Origin of the sequence: Chthoniobacter flavus Ellin428, assembly GCF_000173075.1 — a bacterium.
In the GTDB taxonomy this organism is placed as follows: domain Bacteria; phylum Verrucomicrobiota; class Verrucomicrobiia; order Chthoniobacterales; family Chthoniobacteraceae; genus Chthoniobacter; species Chthoniobacter flavus.
In genome coordinates this window covers 48,985-65,342 of sequence record NZ_ABVL01000007.1, presented here as the reverse complement: position 1 = coordinate 65,342, position 16,358 = coordinate 48,985, and the positions used below count along the sequence as shown (strand labels likewise).

Here is a 16,358-nt window from a genome sequence, read left to right as displayed (position 1 = left end):
CGCTCTATCCGGGGCAATTCGATCTATTTCGGCTTGGACAGCCCCGGGGCAATGACCCTGACGAGTAGTTGGCTTAACACGATTTCGGCTTCCATCGACGAGGTTACCAGCCGGAGATTCGCCTCCAGGCAGGCCTGAAAAGCCCCTTGCAGCTCCCTCGTCTCATAACGATGGGCGTGCATGGCGGCCAACCCGAGGGCAAAGGCATTCACCGTCCCATCTTTCTTCCTCGGCAGGTGTGCCGTGGCCGCTTCCGGCAGTCGCTCCAGCGTCTTGCCGAAAAAGAAGGGCTGCTGGGGTCGCGACAGCTTATGCCGGGTCATGAGGTCTTTCGCGATGAGCAGGCTCCGCACAGTAGGGATGATAGCCACCAGGAGGATGCCGATGGCCGTCTCGCCCTGGAAAAAAAGCTGGTCGAGCAGGGCGAGCGACCGATTCAGGTCCCTCGCCGCGAGGGCGTTGCCCAACTCGAAAACGACCCCTGCCCGCGACAACGGCACCAAGTCCCGCACGTCCTCCACCGATACGGCCCGACGGGCGGCGCCCAGGTAAAGGTCGAGCTTCTCCAGTTCGTTTTCCATCACGCGGCGGTCCCCGCCGGTCGAGAGGGCAAACAGTTCCAATGCATCTCCCGAAAATTGCAGTCCGCGATCCTCCGCCCGCTGGCGCGCCAAGGCCGCGGCTTCTTCCTCCCAGCCGCTCTTGCTGGCGTCCACCTTGTCGAACACCTCGACCTTCCCGAGCTTGCCGAGCCCCTTGTAAAACGAACGACGCTTGTCTACGTCGATGGCACTGAGCAAAAACCGCGTCGACTCCGGCATCCCGCCGCTGAGCGTCTCGGCCAGCTTCTCCAGCGCTTCCGTTACTCCCCCTGCGCGACCCATCGGCGTGTCGGCCAGGAAATTGGCATTCTTGAGCCAGACCAGCTTCTCGCCGCCAAAAAAAGGAAAGGTCAACAGGGCCTCGATCGTCTGGTGAATCCGCCCCGCCGCCTGGTCGGCATTGTCGGCCACGCCGTCGATGATGTCCGTGGCAAATTCGTCGCCCCCCTTCGGTGCCATGCGGTCGGCGTGTTCCCTCGCCACCCGTTTCACTTCCGATTCATCCGAACCGACGACCGCGTAGATTTGCGCCGAGGTTTTGGCTTTTGCGACAGGCATAAATTCTTGGAAGCCGACACCGTAACGCCCGGCTTCCGGGGAAGCAAGTTCACGCCACCGCCTCCTTTGGCGCCGAAAGCTGGTGGTGAGTTTGTGTAAAAAAACCAGTTGCGGAGCCCGGGAGTAGTCATACAGTCGTTTCATACATACGTATGATTCACGGAGCCATTCAAGACCATCTCGCCACGAGGATCGCCCTGCTCGACGCCGCCGAACGCCTTTTTTCCCAGAACGGAATCGAGGCGACGTCCGTCCGGGACATCATCAAGGAGGCGGGAACCAATCTTGGGGCCATCAACTATCATTTTGGCACGAAGGATCGCCTGGCCCTGGAGGTGTTTGCCCGGCGCATTCGGCCGGTGAACCGCGAGCGCATTGCCCGGCTCGATGCTTTGGAAGCGACCACCGACCCCTCCCGGATTACCCTCGCGCAGGTTCTCGACGCCCTGATCCGGCCGGCGTTGGAGAGCGAAGCGTTTGGCGCCAAGAGCTGCGACGATTTCATGCGTCTGCTCAGCCGCTCCTCTCAAGAGCCCAATGCGGAGGTCAAAAAATTCGTCGAAGAACAGTTTGCCGAAATGTGCGGGCGGTTTGACGCCGCCATTTTGCGCGTGGTGCCAGGTCTGCCCCCCAGCGAACTCTTCTGGCGAGTTTCCTTCCTGCACGGCGCGCTGAACAACGCGCTGCAGACGTGGCTGCGGTTCGAGCAAATTCCCTATGCCGCGTTCAGTCCAGCGGCCAGCAAGCCCGACCGCGAGGGACTCATTCAGCGCCTGATTGCTTTCATCGCCGGCGGGCTTTCCGCCGCGTGGGATGAAGCGGCCGTTCCGGCGGCAGCCGCGCAGATGCGCACCATCACCTTCCCCCAGAATTGAAATCTATGAAACCGATTCTGTTTCGCATCGTCAGCGCCGCGAGTCTCGCGGCCATCGCCGCTCTGCTGCTCACGAGTTGCGGGCGCAAGGAAGGGGCCGCCGCTGGTGGACCGGGAGGTCCGGGCGGACCGCAGGGACCGCTCGAAGTCGGCGTGCTGACGGTGACGCCCTCTCCGGTGACGCTCACGCAGGATCTGCCGGGCCGCATCTCCGCCTACCGCGTCGCGGAGGTGCGCGCGCGGGTCAATGGCATCGTGCTGCGCCGGCACTTTACGGAAGGCAGCGACGTCAAGGAAGGCCAGGTGCTCTACGACATCGATCCCGCGCCGTATCAAGCGGCGCTCGACAGCGCGCAAGCCACACTCGCCCGCGCAGAAGCCAATGTGGCCACCGCCCGGCTCAAGGAAGAGCGCTACAAGCAACTGCTCGCCACCAAGACGATCGCCAGACAGGACTACGACGACGCGCTGGCCAACGCGCGCTCCTTCGATGCCGACGTGCTGGCCGGGAGGGCGGCGGTGCAAACGGCGAAGATCAACCTCGAATACACCAAGGTGACGGCCCCAATCTCCGGACGCATCGGCATTTCCCAAGTGACCGAAGGCGCCTACGTGCAGACCAGCGCGGCCAATCTCCTCGCCGTCATTCAGCAACTCGATCCCGTGTACCTCGACGTGACGCAGGCGAGCAGCGAGTTCCTGCGTTTGAAACGCGATCTCGCCGAGGGGCGACTCAAGGCGGACGAAAAAGGCAAAGCCCAGGTCAAACTCATCCACGAAACGGGCGATATTTATGCGGAAGAAGGCGCCCTGGAAATGGCCGACGTGACCGTGAACGCCACAACCAATTCCGTGACCATCCGCGCGGTCTTTCCCAACCCGCGGGGCGAACTGTTGCCCGGCCTCTTCGTCCGGGAACGGCTCGAGGAAGGCAATGCGCCGAACGCCATTCTCGTGCCGCAACTCGCGGTCACGCGCAATACCAAGGGCCAGCCTACCGCGATGGTCGTGGGAGCCAATGGCACCGCCGAGTTGCGGGTGCTCGAGACTCCGCGGGCGGTGGGCAACCAATGGCTGGTCGCTTCCGGCTTGAAAGCGGGCGATCAAGTCATCGTCAACAATCTGCAACGGGTTCGCCCCGGTGCGCCAGTGAAAGCCATCCCGGCACCGCCGGAAGCGGTCACCGCGTCCATCACGCGATAAGACGAGCCCTATTTAGGAGGATTTTCCGATGTCCAGATTCTTCATCGACCGGCCCGTTTTTGCCTGGGTCATTGCCATCCTGATCATGCTGGCGGGTGCGCTCTCGATCACCAACCTGCCGATTGCTCAATTTCCGCCCCTGGCGCCGCCGACGATCTCGGTGACGGCCACCTATCCCGGCGCCTCGGCCAAAACCGTCGAAGACACGGTGACGCAGGTCATCGAGCAAAAGCTCAACGGCATCGACAACCTGCGCTACATCGAGGCCGAGAGTACCTCGACGGGCACCCTTACCCTCACCGTCACCTTCGAGCCCGGCACCAATCCCGACATCGCCCAGGTGCAGGTGCAAAACAAAGTGGCGCTGGCCACCCCACTGTTGCCTTTGGAAGTGCAGCAGCAGGGTGTGCAGGTCAGTAAATCGGTGCGCAACTTCCTCATCGTCGTCGGTCTCGTTTCCGAAGACGGCAAGATGTCCGGCACGGACCTCGCCGATTACCTGATGAGCGTGATGCAGGATCCGATCGGCCGCTTGCCGGGCGTGGGTGAGATTCAAACCTTCGGCACCCAGTACGCGATGCGCATCTGGCTGGATCCGGACAAGCTCACGAAATACCAGATGACCACCGCGGAGTTGGTCACGGCGATCAAGGCGCAAAACGCCCAGGTGGCCTCGGGCGCCTTGGGCGACCTGCCGGCCACGCCCGGGCAATTGCTCAACGCCACCATCACCGCGCAAAGCCGGTTGCAAACGCCGGAACAATTCGGCGCCATCCTGCTGCGGGTGAACACCGATGGCTCGCGCGTGTTGCTGCGCGACGTCGCCCGCGTGGAGCTCGGCAGCGAGACTTACACCACCTACGCGCGCTACAATGGCGTGCCCGCCAGCGGCATGGCGATCCGCCCGGCTTCCGGCGCGAATGCGCTCAAGACCGTGGCGGTGGTGAAGAAAAAGGTCGACGAACTCTCCAAGTTTTTCCCGCCCGGAGTGAAGGCGATCTACCCCTACGACACCACGCCGTTCGTGCGCATCTCCGTGGAGGAAGTGGTCAAGACCCTCATCGAGGCCATCGTGCTCGTCTTCCTGGTGATGTATCTGTTCCTGCAGAATTGGCGCGCCACGCTCATCCCTTCCATCGCCGTGCCAGTCGTGCTGCTCGGCACTTTCGGAGTCATGGCGGCCGCGGGCTATTCGATCAATACCCTCACGCTGTTCGGCCTCGTGCTGGCCATCGGTCTGCTCGTCGACGATGCGATCGTGGTGGTGGAAAACGTCGAGCGCGTGATGCGCGAAGAAGGGCTCCCGCCGAAGGAGGCGACCCGCAAATCGATGGATCAAATCAGCGGGGCGCTGGTCGGCATCGGCCTGGTGCTCTGCGCCGCGTTCGTGCCGATGGCCTTTTTCACCGGCTCGAGCGGCGCGATCTACCGGCAGTTTTCGCTGACCATCGTCAGCTCGGTCACCCTCTCGGTGCTGGTGGCGTTGATTCTCACGCCGGCGCTTTGCGCGACGATCCTGCAACCCATCGCCAAAGGGCATCATGCCAAAGAGCGCGGCTTCTTCGGCTGGTTCAACCGGGTCTTCGATCGCACGGCGGATCGTTATGCGCGCGCCGTCGGCTCCTTTCTTCGCCACAGCGGGCGGGCGCTCATTTTCTATGGCGCGATTGCCGTCGCGGTCGTCGCGCTCTTCCTGCGCGCACCCACCGGCTTCATGCCGGATGAAGATACCGGCGTGCTCTTCGCCATGGCCCAATTGCCGCCCGGCTCGACCCGCGAGCAGGCCGACAAAGTCTTGCGCAAGATGGAAAATCATTTCCTCGATAAGGAGAAAGATTTGATGGAAGGCATGTTCGGCGTGCTGGGATTCAGCTTCAGCGGCAACGGCCAAAACCAGGTGCTCGTCTTCGTGAAGCTCAAGGATTGGAAGGAACGCGCCCGGCCCGACCAGAAAGTGAAAGCCATCCAGGGCCGCGCCATGGCGGAGTTCATGCAGTACAAGGACGCGTTTGCCTTCGCTTTCGCGCCGCCCGCCGCGCTCGAGCTGGGCAATGCCACCGGGTTCGACGTGCGGGTCGTCGATCGCGCCGGACTCGGCCATGAGACGCTGGTCAACGCGCGCAATCAACTGCTCGGCATGGCTTCGCAAAATCCGGCGGTGACGAAGGTGCGCCCCAACGGCCTCGATGACACGCCGGAATACCACCTCAATATCGACCAGGAAAAAGCCAGCGCGCTCGGGCTTTCCATCGCGGATATCAATGCCTCGCTGAGCACGGTGTGGGGCTCCACTTACGTCAATGACTTCATCGACAAGGGACGCGTGAAGAAGGTTTTCATCCAGGGCGATGCGCCCTTCCGCATGCTGCCGGAGGATGTGAATCGCTGGTACGTGCGCAATGCCCAGGGCGGCATAGGTGCCGTTCTCCGCTTTCCACGACCGCGGAATGGGGCCTCGGGTCACCGAAGCTCGAGCGCTTCAACGGCACGCCTTCCATGTCCATTCTCGGCGAGCCTGCGCCCGGCCACAGCTCCGGCGAAGCCATGCGGGCGATCGAGCAAATGAGCCAGGCGCTCCCGCCGGGCATCGGCATCGAATGGGCGGGGCTTTCCTATGAAGAGCGGCTCGCCGGTTCGAAATCCGCCGCCCTTTATACCATCGCGTTGTCCATGGTGTTCCTCTGCCTTGCGGCACTGTATGAAAGCTGGGCCATTCCCTTCTCGGTGCTGATGGATATGCCGCTCGGCGCACTGGGCGTCGTCGCCGCCACGCAACTGCGCGGCATGCCGAACGACATCTATTTCCAGATCGGCCTGATCACTATCATCGGTCTCTCAGCCAAGAACGCGATCCTCGTCGTGGAATTTGCCAAGGAATATTACGACCGCGGCGCCACCCTCATCGACGCCGCGCTCCATGCCGTCCGCCAGCGGTTGCGCCCCATCCTCATGACCTCGATCGCTTTCGGGCTGGGCGTGCTCCCGCTGGCCTTGAGCAACGGCGCCGGCTCCGGCAGCCAGAACGCCATCGGCACCGGCATCGTCGGCGGCGCCGTCACCACCACCTTGCTCGGGTTGTTCTTCGTGCCGCTCTATTTCGTCACCATCCTGCGGCTCTTCCGGGTAAAACCGCTCTACGCCCCCACGCAGCCGACTGGGCATGATGGCGAGCCGCCGAGGCGCAAAGGTCTCCCGGAGCAAAAGAAAGAACTGGCCCCGGTTTGAAGCCCGATCAGGGAAACGAGCCGGCCTCGAGAGCGTCTTTCCGATCCGCAATCAATCGGCGTTGGAAAAACCGTTTTGCTGGGTGGCGTAAGGCTTAAACTCACGGTCCAGCGCATCCACGCTGATAAATCGCGCCGCGAACCCCTTGTTCAACGCCGTCTCGAAGCGGTTGCCCTTCGCCATCGCCTCCAGGAAAACGTTGAACCCGCGCTTGTCCGTCTTCTCGAGATAACGGACCAGCCGCTCCGACTCGGAATAAAACACCCCGACCTGCTCCACTTCCTTCGGATACGTCACCATCGCGGTCAGTTGCGCCACGGGCACATACAGGTCCGCCGGCACCGAGCGCGAAGTCGGCCGCGCGTTGTAGCCGCGAGCGCGGTTGAATGCGGCGTAACAGCGCGACGCCGAGTATTCCGCATAACCCTCGTTCAGCCACAGCGATATGCCCGATCCGAAAAAGCGCTCGATCACCAGGTGCGTCACCTCATGCCCCAGCGTGTTCCCCTTGAACTTCTTCTCCGGGTTGCGCTGGATGAAAAGTGATCCTTGCGAGTGGATGCCGCCCGTCCACGGGTCCAGCGCGCCTTTTTGCTGAAACTCTTTCCAATCCGCATCCGTCTCGAAAATGTAAATGTGGCTCTTGCGCTCCCATTGCGTGGTGTCCTTGTCGAGATCTTTGGAGATCACCCGGTAGTAAAACTCCGCCTCCACCGACACCGGCGCGGCAATGAATCCATGGAAGAAGTGGTAGACGAAATTGGTCGTCTCCGCGTGCTTCCAGTCATTCGGATGAATGCTCAGCGCCGCCTGCCCGAGCGGTGTAATCGCCCGGTCGCTCAAGCTTTGCAGCGGCACCTCCTTGAGCGTTCCCTCTACTTCCTGGGCAACCACTCTCCCTCCGAGCACACAGAGAAAGACCAAGGCCAAAACACGAAGAGCGGGAGAGAAAAGCATATACAATTCCAAATCCTCTACGCCCGCGCCTTGGTCCGGCGGCCTTTGCCGTATTTCACCGGCTTGCGCTTCGGCTCGATCTTGCTCACGCCGGTGCCGGCCTTGAGCTCGGCGATCTGGTCGCGCAGCAGCGCGGCCTTTTCGTATTCAAGGTTGTTCGCCGCGATCATCATCTCCTGCTCGAGTTCGCGCAGGGTCTCGGTGAGTGAGAAATCGCCGCCGCCTTCGCGCACCACGGACTCTTCCAACTCGCGGCCCTTCAAGATCGTGTGCAGGCTCTCCTGCACCGCCCGCTGCACGCTGCGCGGCGTGATGCCGTGCTTCTCGTTGTAGGCGATCTGCCTGGCGCGCCGATACTCGGTAATGGCCAGCAGCGCCTCCATCGACTTCGTCACGGTATCGGCAAAGAGATACACCTCGCCATTCACATGCCGCGCGGCACGGCCCGCCGTTTGAATGAGCGAAGTCTGCGAGCGCAGATATCCTTCCTTGTCAGCATCGAGAATGCAGACCAGCGAAACCTCCGGCAGGTCGAGACCTTCCCGCAGCAGGTTGATGCCGACAAGAATGTCGAACTCCGCGGCACGCAAGGCGCGCAGGATTTCCACCCGCTCGATGGTGTCGATGTCGCTGTGCAGATAACGCACCTTCAAGCCCACATCGCGCAGGTAATCCGAAAGATCCTCCGCCGTGCGTTTGGTGAGCGTGGTGATGAGCACGCGCTCCTTCACCTCGATGCGCTGGCGGCAAAGCTCCAGCGTCTCGTCGATCTGCCCCTTCAGCGGGCGAATGGTGATCCGCGGATCGAGTAACCCCGTCGGACGAATGATCTGCTCGACGACCAGCGGCCGGCCCGGCGTGTGCACGTCGAACTCCTCCACCGGAGTATTCGGTGCGCCGAGAGCCGCGGCGCCGGCGACGCACCGGCCACGGGCAAAGGGCACGTCTTCTTCCTTCCCGACTTGCTCGCTCTGCTGGCGCTTGTGCGGGATGTAGCTCGTGTTGCCGACGATCGAGTTCTTGATCTCGAACTCCGCCGGCGTGGCGCTGATGTAGAGCGCCTGCCCGGTCATCTCCATGAATTCCGGAAAACGCAGGGGGCGGTTATCCAGCGCGCTCGGCAGCCGGAAGCCATAGTCCACCAGCACCGACTTGCGCGACTTGTCGCCCTCGTACATGCCGCCCACTTGCGGAATCGTGGCGTGGCTTTCGTCGATGACCAGCAGGTAATCCTTCGGGAAAAAGTCGAGCAACGTGAAGGGCCGCGAACCCGGCGGACGTCCGCTGAGATGCCGCGAATAGTTTTCGATCCCCGAGCAGAAGCCCATCTCCTGCATCATCTCCAGATCATATTCCGTCCGCATCTTGATGCGTTGCGCCTCGAGGAGATGCCCGTGTTTTTCAAAATGAATGATGCGTTCGGCCAGTTCCTCTTTGATGGTCCCCATCGCGCGGCGCATCTTGTCCGCCGGCGTCACGAATTGCTTCGCCGGGTAGAGCGTGATCATCGTCAATTGCTCGTGGCCGTGGCCGGTCAGTGGGTCGAAGCGCGTGATGCGATCCACTTCGTCGCCGAAAAATTCGATGCGGATGGCTTCCTCATCGAGGTTCGCCGGATGCACTTCCACGGTGTCACCGCGCACCCGGAATTTGCCACGGTTGAAGCCGATGTCGTTGCGCTCGTAGAGCATGTCCACCAGCTTGCTCAGCGCCGCCTCCCGCGAGATCTGCTGCCCCACCTTGATGGTCAGCAGCATATTCATGTAGTCCTCCGGCGAACCCAAGCCGTAGATGCACGAGACGCTGGCGATGACGATCACATCGCGCCGCGAGAGGAGCGACGAGGTGGTCGAGAGGCGCAGACGCTCGATTTCCTCGTTGATCGACGAATCCTTCTCAATGTAAGTGTCCGTGCGCGGGATGTAGGCCTCGGGCTGGTAGTAATCGAAGTAGCTGACGAAGTATTCGACCGCGTTTTCCGGGAAAAATTGTTTGAACTCCGAGTAAAGCTGCGCGGCGAGAGTCTTGTTGTGCGAGATGACCAGCGTGGGCTTTTCCACGTTCTGGATGACATTCGCCGCGGTGAAGGTCTTGCCCGAACCGGTCACGCCGAGCAGCGTCTGATGCCGGTTCCCCGCCTCGATGGATTTGGTCAATTTCGCAATCGCCTGTGCCTGATCTCCCTTGGGCTGGTAGCGTGAAGCGAGTTGGAAAGACATAAGCATCCAACGTAGCACGAGTCCCGCAGAGTGTCATGAGGTCACTCGCGAACGAAGCATTACGCACGTTGCTTTGCAGATTACCTCCGACACCGCCATGATCGAACCGGCGGCGGTCAACCTGCACCTCGTGGCCGCGCAGTCGCGCGTCATCCTGGCGTCCCGACCTTCCGAAAGCGTCCGATGTTAGAGCATTTAATTGGAGGTGTAGCCGCAGCCAGAGTCGTTGTAGATGCGGCGCTCTGCCCTAAGCATTACCCACATCTTTGCTCGGTGTTTGGACGTCGATACGGATAGCGCCTTGGGAGCGGCGACTTTCCAGTCGCCGACCGAAACAAACGCGCGGAGCGCCACCTTAGGGGCGTCGCTCCGCGGCGCAGGGCGACTGGAAAGTCGCCCCTCCCAGTGAGCCGCAGCCGAATTTCCCGCTGTCCTAAACCGACCAAAGATGTGGGTAATGCTTAGGCTCTGCCGCCGCCCCCGACGGAGTGGGGCGAATACATCCACCGTTCATCCCGCAAGCGGCTACAGTTCTATTTAAAATGCTTTAGATCACGTCACCCGGGCGAGCCGGTTCGGGCGCACCGATCTCGAGCTCATTCGCTTGCGGCGCCACCGGTTGGGCATCCGGGCCGGGTTCACCTTGCGGCCCCGCGGCCCCACCTTCGGCGGGACCCGAGTTTTCGGTGAAGGGCACATGTCCCATAGGACGCCGCATCTGCTCCTGCATGTCCCGAGGCGAGTTCCAACCGGGATTGCGGCCGGCGGGATTCTGCATCTGCGGCTGGAAGGACGGCGGATTCATTCCGCCCTGGTCGGGCCGGCGTCCATCGGGACGCGGGAACTGTCCACCTTGCTCCGGGCCGCGTTGCGGCTGACGGAAATCGCGGCGGCCATCCTGCCACTGCGGCTCACGGGAGAAGCGGCGGAAATCCTGCGGCCCCGGTCCACGATTCATCCACGGCTGCGGACCACCGCGCATCTGCGGCCCAAATTGCGGCCGGTTCTGGGCGAAACCACGTTCGCCGCCTTTTCCGTCAAATCCTTCATGGTGATGATAGTGCCTCCACGGGCCACGTTGACCGTTCTGCGCGAAACCACGTTCGCCGCCTTTTCCGTCAAATCCTTCGTGGTGGTGATGGTGCCTCCACGGACCACATTGACCGTTCTGCGCGAACCCACGTTCGCCGCCTTTTCCATCAAATCCTTCATGGTGATGATGCCGCATGCCTGGGCCCTGCGGTCCCGCTTGCGGTCCTTGATTTTGCGGACCCGCCTGCGGACCATTTTGCGCCTGCTGCTGGCGGCGTTGTTGCATCTCCTGTTCGAAGCGCTGGCGCATCTGCTCGCGACGCTGCGTCTCCTCGGCAAACCATTGCCGCCGCTGCTGATCAAATTGCTGCTGGCGCTGTTGCCACGCCTGCGGCCCGCCATTTTGCGCGCCTGGGTTTTGGCCCCGGCCATTGGCATTCGGCGCCCCCGGTCCACCCTGATTCATCTGCGGCGGCCGATTTCCCTGCTGTCCCGGTTGCCCGTCGCCATCGCGCCCCCTCTGCATGGAGCGCCCGCCGAACTGCGAAGAAAACTCCTCGCGCGTCACCCGCCCATCGCCGCGGCGATCGAGCTTCTTCAAGACCTCCGGCGCATTCTTCATCTCCTGCTCATCGATCACGCCATCGTGATTCGTATCGAGCAGATCGAAGAGCGAAGACCCGCGGCGCATATCGCCCGGTCCGCCCCCACGTTGACCATCCGGCCGACGCTGATCACGATCGCGATCACGTCCCTGCGGCAAGCCCGGCGGCGCATTCGGTGGCGCCGGCGGAGTCTGAGCACTTTGGGGGGCCGGGGTGGCGGCAGGCGTCGATGGGGTCGCGCTTTCCTGCGCGTAAAGCAACGAAGCTGGCAGCGCAAGCGAGATCGCCGTGGAGAGAAACGTCTTCAGTTTCATAAAGCGTGGAATGTTGGGGAAGGCCGCACCAGCGACCGTTTTGGGTTTCATCCGCTAAAACGCCACCCACGCCATTTGTTGTGTAAATGTCCGCTCTTTTTTTCGGCCCTCGCATTCCGCATTCCGCATTCCGCATTCCGCATTCCGCATTCCGCATTCCGCATTCCGCATTCCGAACTCCGAACTCCGAACTCCGAACTCCGAATTTCAGTGCTACATTCCCCATCGTCATGAGCCTCGAAAACCAGCCGCCCCCTTCCTCCCTCCCCGACCTCACCGGCCGGGCGGATATCGAGCGTCTGGTCGATACCTTTTACGGCAAAGTGCGTCAGGACGAACTCATCGGCTTCATCTTCAACGACGTCGCCCGGACCGACTGGGCGGCGCACCTGCCGAAGATGTATGCCTTTTGGGAAACCGTCCTCTTCCGCACCGGCAACTTCTCCGGCAATCCCCTGGCCACCCACGCCCGGCTCGTCCCCCTCACCACCATGGGCCCGCCGCAATTCGAGCGCTGGCTCGCGCTCTTCACCGCCACCGTCGACGAACTCTTCGCCGGTGAAAAAGCCAACCTCCTCAAAGCCAGCGCCGCTGACATCGCCAACGTCCTCCACACCAAGATCAACAAACTCCCTCCAACCCCCTTCGACTTCTCCCAGCTCACCCCCGAACAACGCGCCCACTACGCCAGCCAAAAACCGAAGCAAATCACACCTTAGACGCTGCAGAGGTTAATCGAATTTAAACGTGACGGCGCCAAAATCTTCGCGCCGATCATCTTCAAAAAGCCTGGTCTCTTGCCCCTTGCGAAAGATAGGTTCCGGCTATGCCCGCCGGAAAGAAATGGACGCGTGACGAATTGCTGGTTGCGCTGAATCTCTATCACAAGCTGACGTTCGGCCAGCTTCACGCGCGCCAACCAGCAATCATTGCTCTCGCCGGAAAGCTCGGCCGCGGCGCCAACAGCTTGGCAATGAAACTCTGCAATTTTGCATCGCTCGATCCCGCACTGAAGTTGCGTGGCATTAGAGGACTGGAAGGAGCGAGTGCACTCGATCGCTCCGTGTGGACAGAATTTCACACCCATCTCGAGGAAAGTGTCCCGAGTAGTGAAGAAGCGCTGCGCCACCTTTTCGGAGTCAATGAGAATAGCGAACTCGAAGTACTACCGAAAGAGGGGATACGCGTTCGCAAGCGCCCACCAAATGGCGTTTCTGAAATTGTCGTTAATGCGAAGCAACGACGCGGACAGGAATACTTCCGCGACGCCGTACTCAACAATTTCGGCGGGTGCTGTGGTATCACTGGATTAGCTGTGCGTGAGCTTTTGATCGCGTCCCATATCTTGCCGTGGGGCACGCATCCGAATGAGCGATGGAACGTTCGCAATGGCCTTTCGTTATCGCGACTTCACGATGCCGCGTTCGATCGCGGGTTAATAACCTTCGATGACGAACTCAAATTGCAACTCTCGCCGCGTCTGAAGAAAGAACTCACGCAACATGCCGTTGCGATCAACTTTGGAGACCACGTCGGACAACCGCTCAAACTTCCGGACGATGCCGCGCTGCCCGATCCGTCTTTTCTCGCGGAGCACCGAGCAAAGATTTTTAAGAAGTCGTAAATCGCTCCCGGAGAAAATCGGAGATTTGCGAAAGAACACCTTTGAACACGCGCGTCTGCACGCCTTGCCCAAGGATTTCGATCGCAGTCGCGTAGCGCGCAATCGATGGTGCAACCCATCAGTTTTTCGACCTCGTGCCTTCGTAACAGGCGTGGTCCGAATTCGGTTTCAACGAAGGGCCCTACGTTAATTTTGTGATACGAACGCACAATGGTCGGCACTCGTTTCGAGTGTTGATTGATGGTTGAGAATCCGAAGCCATGGCCTAAAGCCCGATGGCGTTCACGGTGGCGGCGGAGGGCTTCAATGCTGCCGGCAATCCGGGTCGCGTCGGAACGGTCGCATTCGGAGGGCGGATCAAGAATGGAGGAGAGATCTCCGGCAAATGGCTTATCTAGTGAGTGAAGTTCGAATCCTTCTTTCAGCGTCGCTATCATCAACCAACGCTTTCGATCCTGTGGTTCATTCCATTCACCATGCGGGTCGAGAATCGTCTGCGTCACGTGGTAGCCGAGTTGGCGGAGATGATGACCTAGCGTCTGTCCGGCAAGTGCGGTTCCAAACGAAGGAACGTTTTCGAAAACACACGCCAAGGGGAGGTGCGTGGCGACGAGCGTTGCGATGCATAGGAATAGGTCGCCGCTATCTCCCAGTTCCGGTTTATCTCGCAATGATTTTTTCGCTCGCCCGAGCATGGAATGGCTTGTGCAAGGAATCGCTGCCACGAGCGCTTCGTGCGGAGGATATTCCGAAGGATGAATGCGCCGCACATCCGCTTGAATCAGCACAGCCTCTCGGTGCATCGCTTGCCAAACGTCCGCAAAACGCGGATCGATTTCGACCCCGGCGATGAGCTTGAAATCGGGATGTTGGCTGATCGCTGCGGACAACGTGCCGCCGCCGGAAAAGACCTCCAGTGTTCGCCATGGTGGCCGACTGGCGCGTTGTCGCCGAATCGTAAACGCTCGTACTGATGGGGCGATTTCCAGAAGACCAGCGGAACCAGCAATCTTGATTTCGTCCCATCCCGCGAGCGAACCGAGCAACTGACGATTCGCCAGATCAATGATCGGACGCACACCGCCGGCGGCACGTCGTTTCGCGACCTGATGCGTGCCTAATGGGGAGACTCGCAAGCGTACTTTCTGATTTCGCGCGTCGACGGAAAACGAGGACCCGACATCGAAGCCCAAGGCGGACAACCGCTGCGATTCGAGCCATACGCGTGGGCTTCCCCGATTTTCGCCGAGTTTGTGGAAGGAAAGAAGTTTTGGTATGCGTTGACGCTCTGTCATCCCACCAGCGTCATCGCGAGCCGCAGGAGAAGTCCATGGACTATAAGTCATGTTGTGCGCCCACCTGAAGTCGCGGTGGCTTGCCGGAACGGGCGGGTTCCGGTAGGCTCGCTGGATGTTCCGTCGATTGTGGATTGCCATCGCGGTGTTCTTCGTTGCGCTTACCGGGGCGCGCGGAGCGGATGCCGATCCGTTGCGATTGGCGCTGGAGCAGGCGATGGCCGGAGCGGCGCCACCGGCGCTGATGGCGGACGCACAGCAGCGGTACTACCTGGAGCCGGAGACGGTTTCGCCGGATGGGGTTTGGGCGCTGGGGTTCGGGGCCGGCCGGCCGTTCGACGATTTCCTGCTCGATATCCGCCGGCGGCGCGTGGTGGGGAAGCTGCCTCATCTCAGCTATTTCAATGGGCCGGCGGCCTACTATGGCGGGGAGGAGTTATTCGTGGCGAGTGGTGGACGGGCACAGGCGACCTCCGGTGCCCTCCAGCGATCTGCGCCAACGGCTAACGCGGTTCGCGCGGACCTTGGGGGTCGGCGGAACCCATCGAGTTATAAGGGCCGGAGCGGACCTTCATGGAACCGTCGTTGTGGGTGTTAGGCGGAGGGGCCGTGGTCGGCGTCTCGCAACCGGTGAGGGCGGTGGCCACGGCCACCAGGAAAAAGTGGCGGATCGTGATTTTCATAACCGATGTTTCGCGCGCAGCGAAATGGCTGGTTGCCACGGGTCGCGGCACGGAAATGGAACTGTTCTGCCTTTCCCCTCCCCCTCACTTCTTCACCCATTTGAATTTTCGCCGCGCGTCCAGAAGTCCCAATATTTCTCGAGCAGGTCATTTCCGTGCGGGATCACTTTGGCGGCACCAAACAGCGGAGCGTAAAAAAGATCAAACGAGAGTGGGGGTATCCAATAGTCCTTGTCTCCTTTGCCAATTCGGGCTGCAGGCCCAATGGAAAGCGCATACAGCAGAATTGCCGCCCAAAAAATGACGACGCTACGACGCGGTTTCATAGTTCAAATCAGGACACGACCGGGGTGCATTTTGACGCAAAACGGAATGTTGTCGCAATGCCGGAATTGGAGGGATTCGCGCCTCGACAGGCGGGGGGGATGGAGGTATGGAGCAACATGCACTGGCGGTTCCTCTCCACAGCCATGCTGGCGCTGGTTTCGCTGGCTTTCACCACCACCACCACGCGCGCGGATGACATCAAGGAGATAGAGGGAACATGGCGGGCGGCCGCCGCAAAAGCGGGCGGAAAGCCGGTGGAATCCGAGGATCTGCAGAAACTCGTGGTGACGATCGCGGGTGATCATTACACGGCGCAGACCAAGGACGGGACAGAGGCCGGAACACTAAAGCTGGATGAAACGCAGAAGCCCCGGACGATGGACGCGACCCGCACGGAAGGGTTCGAGGCGGGCAAGGTGATCAAGGCCGTGTATGAGATCACCGGCGATACGCTGCGGGTTTGCTATGCGCTCGACGGCGGCGAACGGCCGACGGAACTGGCGACCAAGGACGGCGCGCCGTGGCTGCTGATCACGTATCAGCGCGCGAAGTAGGGTCGCGCGCGGCGGGGTGACATTCTGTTGGAGGGCGCTGCTTCGTCAGCGCCCCAATTTTCTCCGAGAGAGTGGGCGGCGACGGAGCCTCAGCATTACCCACATCTTTTCTCGGATTTAGGGACAGCGGGGAATTCGGCTGCGGCCCACTGGGAGGGGCGACTTTCCAGTCGCCCTGCGTCGCGGAGCGACGCCCCAAAGATGGCGCTCCGCGCGTTTGTTTCGGTCGGCGACTGGAAAGTCGCCGCTCCCAAGGCGCTATCCGTATCGACGTCCAACACCGAGC

General features: G+C 61.2%; 11 protein-coding genes and 2 pseudogenes. 7 read left to right on the top strand and 6 right to left on the bottom strand.

Translation table 11 applies throughout. The annotated features are described in order from the left end of the window. Positions 1-23 precede the first annotated feature (23 nt). The gene (gene holA / locus CFE428DRAFT_RS13300; RefSeq protein WP_042724943.1) at positions 24-1,160 is read right to left on the bottom strand and encodes a DNA polymerase III subunit delta; all 1,137 of its coding nucleotides are present in this window, start codon (positions 1,158-1,160) and stop codon (positions 24-26) included. 152 nt (positions 1,161-1,312) lie between these two features. Between holA and CFE428DRAFT_RS13295 the strand changes: the two genes are divergently transcribed. From CFE428DRAFT_RS13295 to CFE428DRAFT_RS13285, 3 genes and pseudogenes are all read left to right on the top strand, one after another. Continuing rightward, complete coding sequence (locus CFE428DRAFT_RS13295) at positions 1,313-2,035, top strand: TetR/AcrR family transcriptional regulator (protein ID WP_006980071.1); 723 nt, start codon at positions 1,313-1,315, stop codon at positions 2,033-2,035. Positions 2,036-2,040: 5 nt separating this feature from the next. Then, complete coding sequence (locus CFE428DRAFT_RS13290) at positions 2,041-3,237, top strand: efflux RND transporter periplasmic adaptor subunit (RefSeq protein ID WP_006980070.1); 1,197 nt, start codon at positions 2,041-2,043, stop codon at positions 3,235-3,237. A 28-nt stretch (positions 3,238-3,265) separates the two neighbouring features. Next, positions 3,266-6,462, top strand: a pseudogene (locus CFE428DRAFT_RS13285) (efflux RND transporter permease subunit). Between the two features lie 51 nt (positions 6,463-6,513). Here the strand turns inward: CFE428DRAFT_RS13285 and CFE428DRAFT_RS13280 are convergent. The 3 genes from CFE428DRAFT_RS13280 to CFE428DRAFT_RS13270 all read right to left on the bottom strand — a co-directional run bounded on the left by CFE428DRAFT_RS13280 (position 6,514) and on the right by CFE428DRAFT_RS13270 (position 11,589). Next, on the bottom strand, positions 6,514-7,419 hold the full coding sequence (locus CFE428DRAFT_RS13280) for a hypothetical protein (RefSeq protein WP_006980067.1): 906 nt from the start codon (positions 7,417-7,419) through the stop codon (positions 6,514-6,516). Between the two features lie 17 nt (positions 7,420-7,436). Next, positions 7,437-9,638, bottom strand: coding sequence for an excinuclease ABC subunit UvrB (locus CFE428DRAFT_RS40455; protein WP_006980066.1), 2,202 nt, complete (start codon positions 9,636-9,638; stop codon positions 7,437-7,439). A 547-nt stretch (positions 9,639-10,185) separates the two neighbouring features. Next, complete coding sequence (locus tag CFE428DRAFT_RS13270) at positions 10,186-11,589, bottom strand: hypothetical protein (RefSeq protein WP_157447505.1); 1,404 nt, start codon at positions 11,587-11,589, stop codon at positions 10,186-10,188. Between the two features lie 230 nt (positions 11,590-11,819). Here CFE428DRAFT_RS13270 and CFE428DRAFT_RS13265 point away from each other — a divergent pair, with 230 nt between their 5' ends. Then, positions 11,820-12,308: a group III truncated hemoglobin gene (locus tag CFE428DRAFT_RS13265; protein WP_006980064.1), complete on the top strand. Its 489-nt coding sequence runs from the start codon at positions 11,820-11,822 to the stop codon at positions 12,306-12,308. Between the two features lie 107 nt (positions 12,309-12,415). Continuing rightward, positions 12,416-13,213 carry an HNH endonuclease gene (locus CFE428DRAFT_RS13260; RefSeq protein ID WP_006980063.1) on the top strand — a complete coding sequence of 266 codons (798 nt, stop codon included), beginning with the start codon at positions 12,416-12,418 and terminating at the stop codon, positions 13,211-13,213. A 173-nt stretch (positions 13,214-13,386) separates the two neighbouring features. On the opposite strand, the pseudogene CFE428DRAFT_RS41055 reads toward CFE428DRAFT_RS13260, so the two are convergent. Further along, a pseudogene (locus CFE428DRAFT_RS41055) lies at positions 13,387-14,508 on the bottom strand (DNA cytosine methyltransferase); the annotation flags it as partial. Positions 14,509-14,623: 115 nt separating this feature from the next. Here CFE428DRAFT_RS41055 and CFE428DRAFT_RS37295 point away from each other — a divergent pair. Beyond that, the gene (locus CFE428DRAFT_RS37295) at positions 14,624-15,106 is read left to right on the top strand and encodes a hypothetical protein (RefSeq protein WP_131989345.1); all 483 of its coding nucleotides are present in this window, start codon (positions 14,624-14,626) and stop codon (positions 15,104-15,106) included. Positions 15,107-15,283: 177 nt separating this feature from the next. On the opposite strand, the gene CFE428DRAFT_RS13240 is transcribed toward CFE428DRAFT_RS37295, so the two are convergent. After that, on the bottom strand, positions 15,284-15,517 hold the full coding sequence (locus CFE428DRAFT_RS13240; protein ID WP_006980060.1) for a hypothetical protein: 234 nt from the start codon (positions 15,515-15,517) through the stop codon (positions 15,284-15,286). Positions 15,518-15,634: 117 nt separating this feature from the next. Between CFE428DRAFT_RS13240 and CFE428DRAFT_RS13235 the strand changes: the two genes are divergently transcribed. Continuing rightward, positions 15,635-16,072 carry a TIGR03067 domain-containing protein gene (locus tag CFE428DRAFT_RS13235; protein WP_157447503.1) on the top strand — a complete coding sequence of 146 codons (438 nt, stop codon included), beginning with the start codon at positions 15,635-15,637 and terminating at the stop codon, positions 16,070-16,072. Positions 16,073-16,358 lie beyond the last annotated feature (286 nt).

Excerpts from the sequence above, each read along its gene's own strand:
- CFE428DRAFT_RS13295 (WP_006980071.1), top strand. The coding sequence starts at position 1,313 with ATGATTCACGGAGCCATTCAAGACCATCTCGCCACGAGGATCGCCCTG.
- CFE428DRAFT_RS13290 (WP_006980070.1), top strand. The coding sequence starts at position 2,041 with ATGAAACCGATTCTGTTTCGCATCGTCAGCGCCGCGAGTCTCGCGGCC.
- CFE428DRAFT_RS13280 (WP_006980067.1), bottom strand. The coding sequence starts at position 7,419 with ATGCTTTTCTCTCCCGCTCTTCGTGTTTTGGCCTTGGTCTTTCTCTGT.
- CFE428DRAFT_RS13270 (WP_157447505.1), bottom strand. The coding sequence starts at position 11,589 with ATGAAACTGAAGACGTTTCTCTCCACGGCGATCTCGCTTGCGCTGCCA.
- CFE428DRAFT_RS40455 (WP_006980066.1), bottom strand. The coding sequence starts at position 9,638 with ATGTCTTTCCAACTCGCTTCACGCTACCAGCCCAAGGGAGATCAGGCA.
- CFE428DRAFT_RS13260 (WP_006980063.1), top strand. The coding sequence starts at position 12,416 with ATGCCCGCCGGAAAGAAATGGACGCGTGACGAATTGCTGGTTGCGCTG.
- CFE428DRAFT_RS13235 (WP_157447503.1), top strand. The coding sequence starts at position 15,635 with ATGCACTGGCGGTTCCTCTCCACAGCCATGCTGGCGCTGGTTTCGCTG.
- CFE428DRAFT_RS13265 (WP_006980064.1), top strand. The coding sequence starts at position 11,820 with ATGAGCCTCGAAAACCAGCCGCCCCCTTCCTCCCTCCCCGACCTCACC.
- CFE428DRAFT_RS13240 (WP_006980060.1), bottom strand. The coding sequence starts at position 15,517 with ATGAAACCGCGTCGTAGCGTCGTCATTTTTTGGGCGGCAATTCTGCTG.
- CFE428DRAFT_RS37295 (WP_131989345.1), top strand. The coding sequence starts at position 14,624 with ATGTTCCGTCGATTGTGGATTGCCATCGCGGTGTTCTTCGTTGCGCTT.
- holA (WP_042724943.1), bottom strand. The coding sequence starts at position 1,160 with ATGCCTGTCGCAAAAGCCAAAACCTCGGCGCAAATCTACGCGGTCGTC.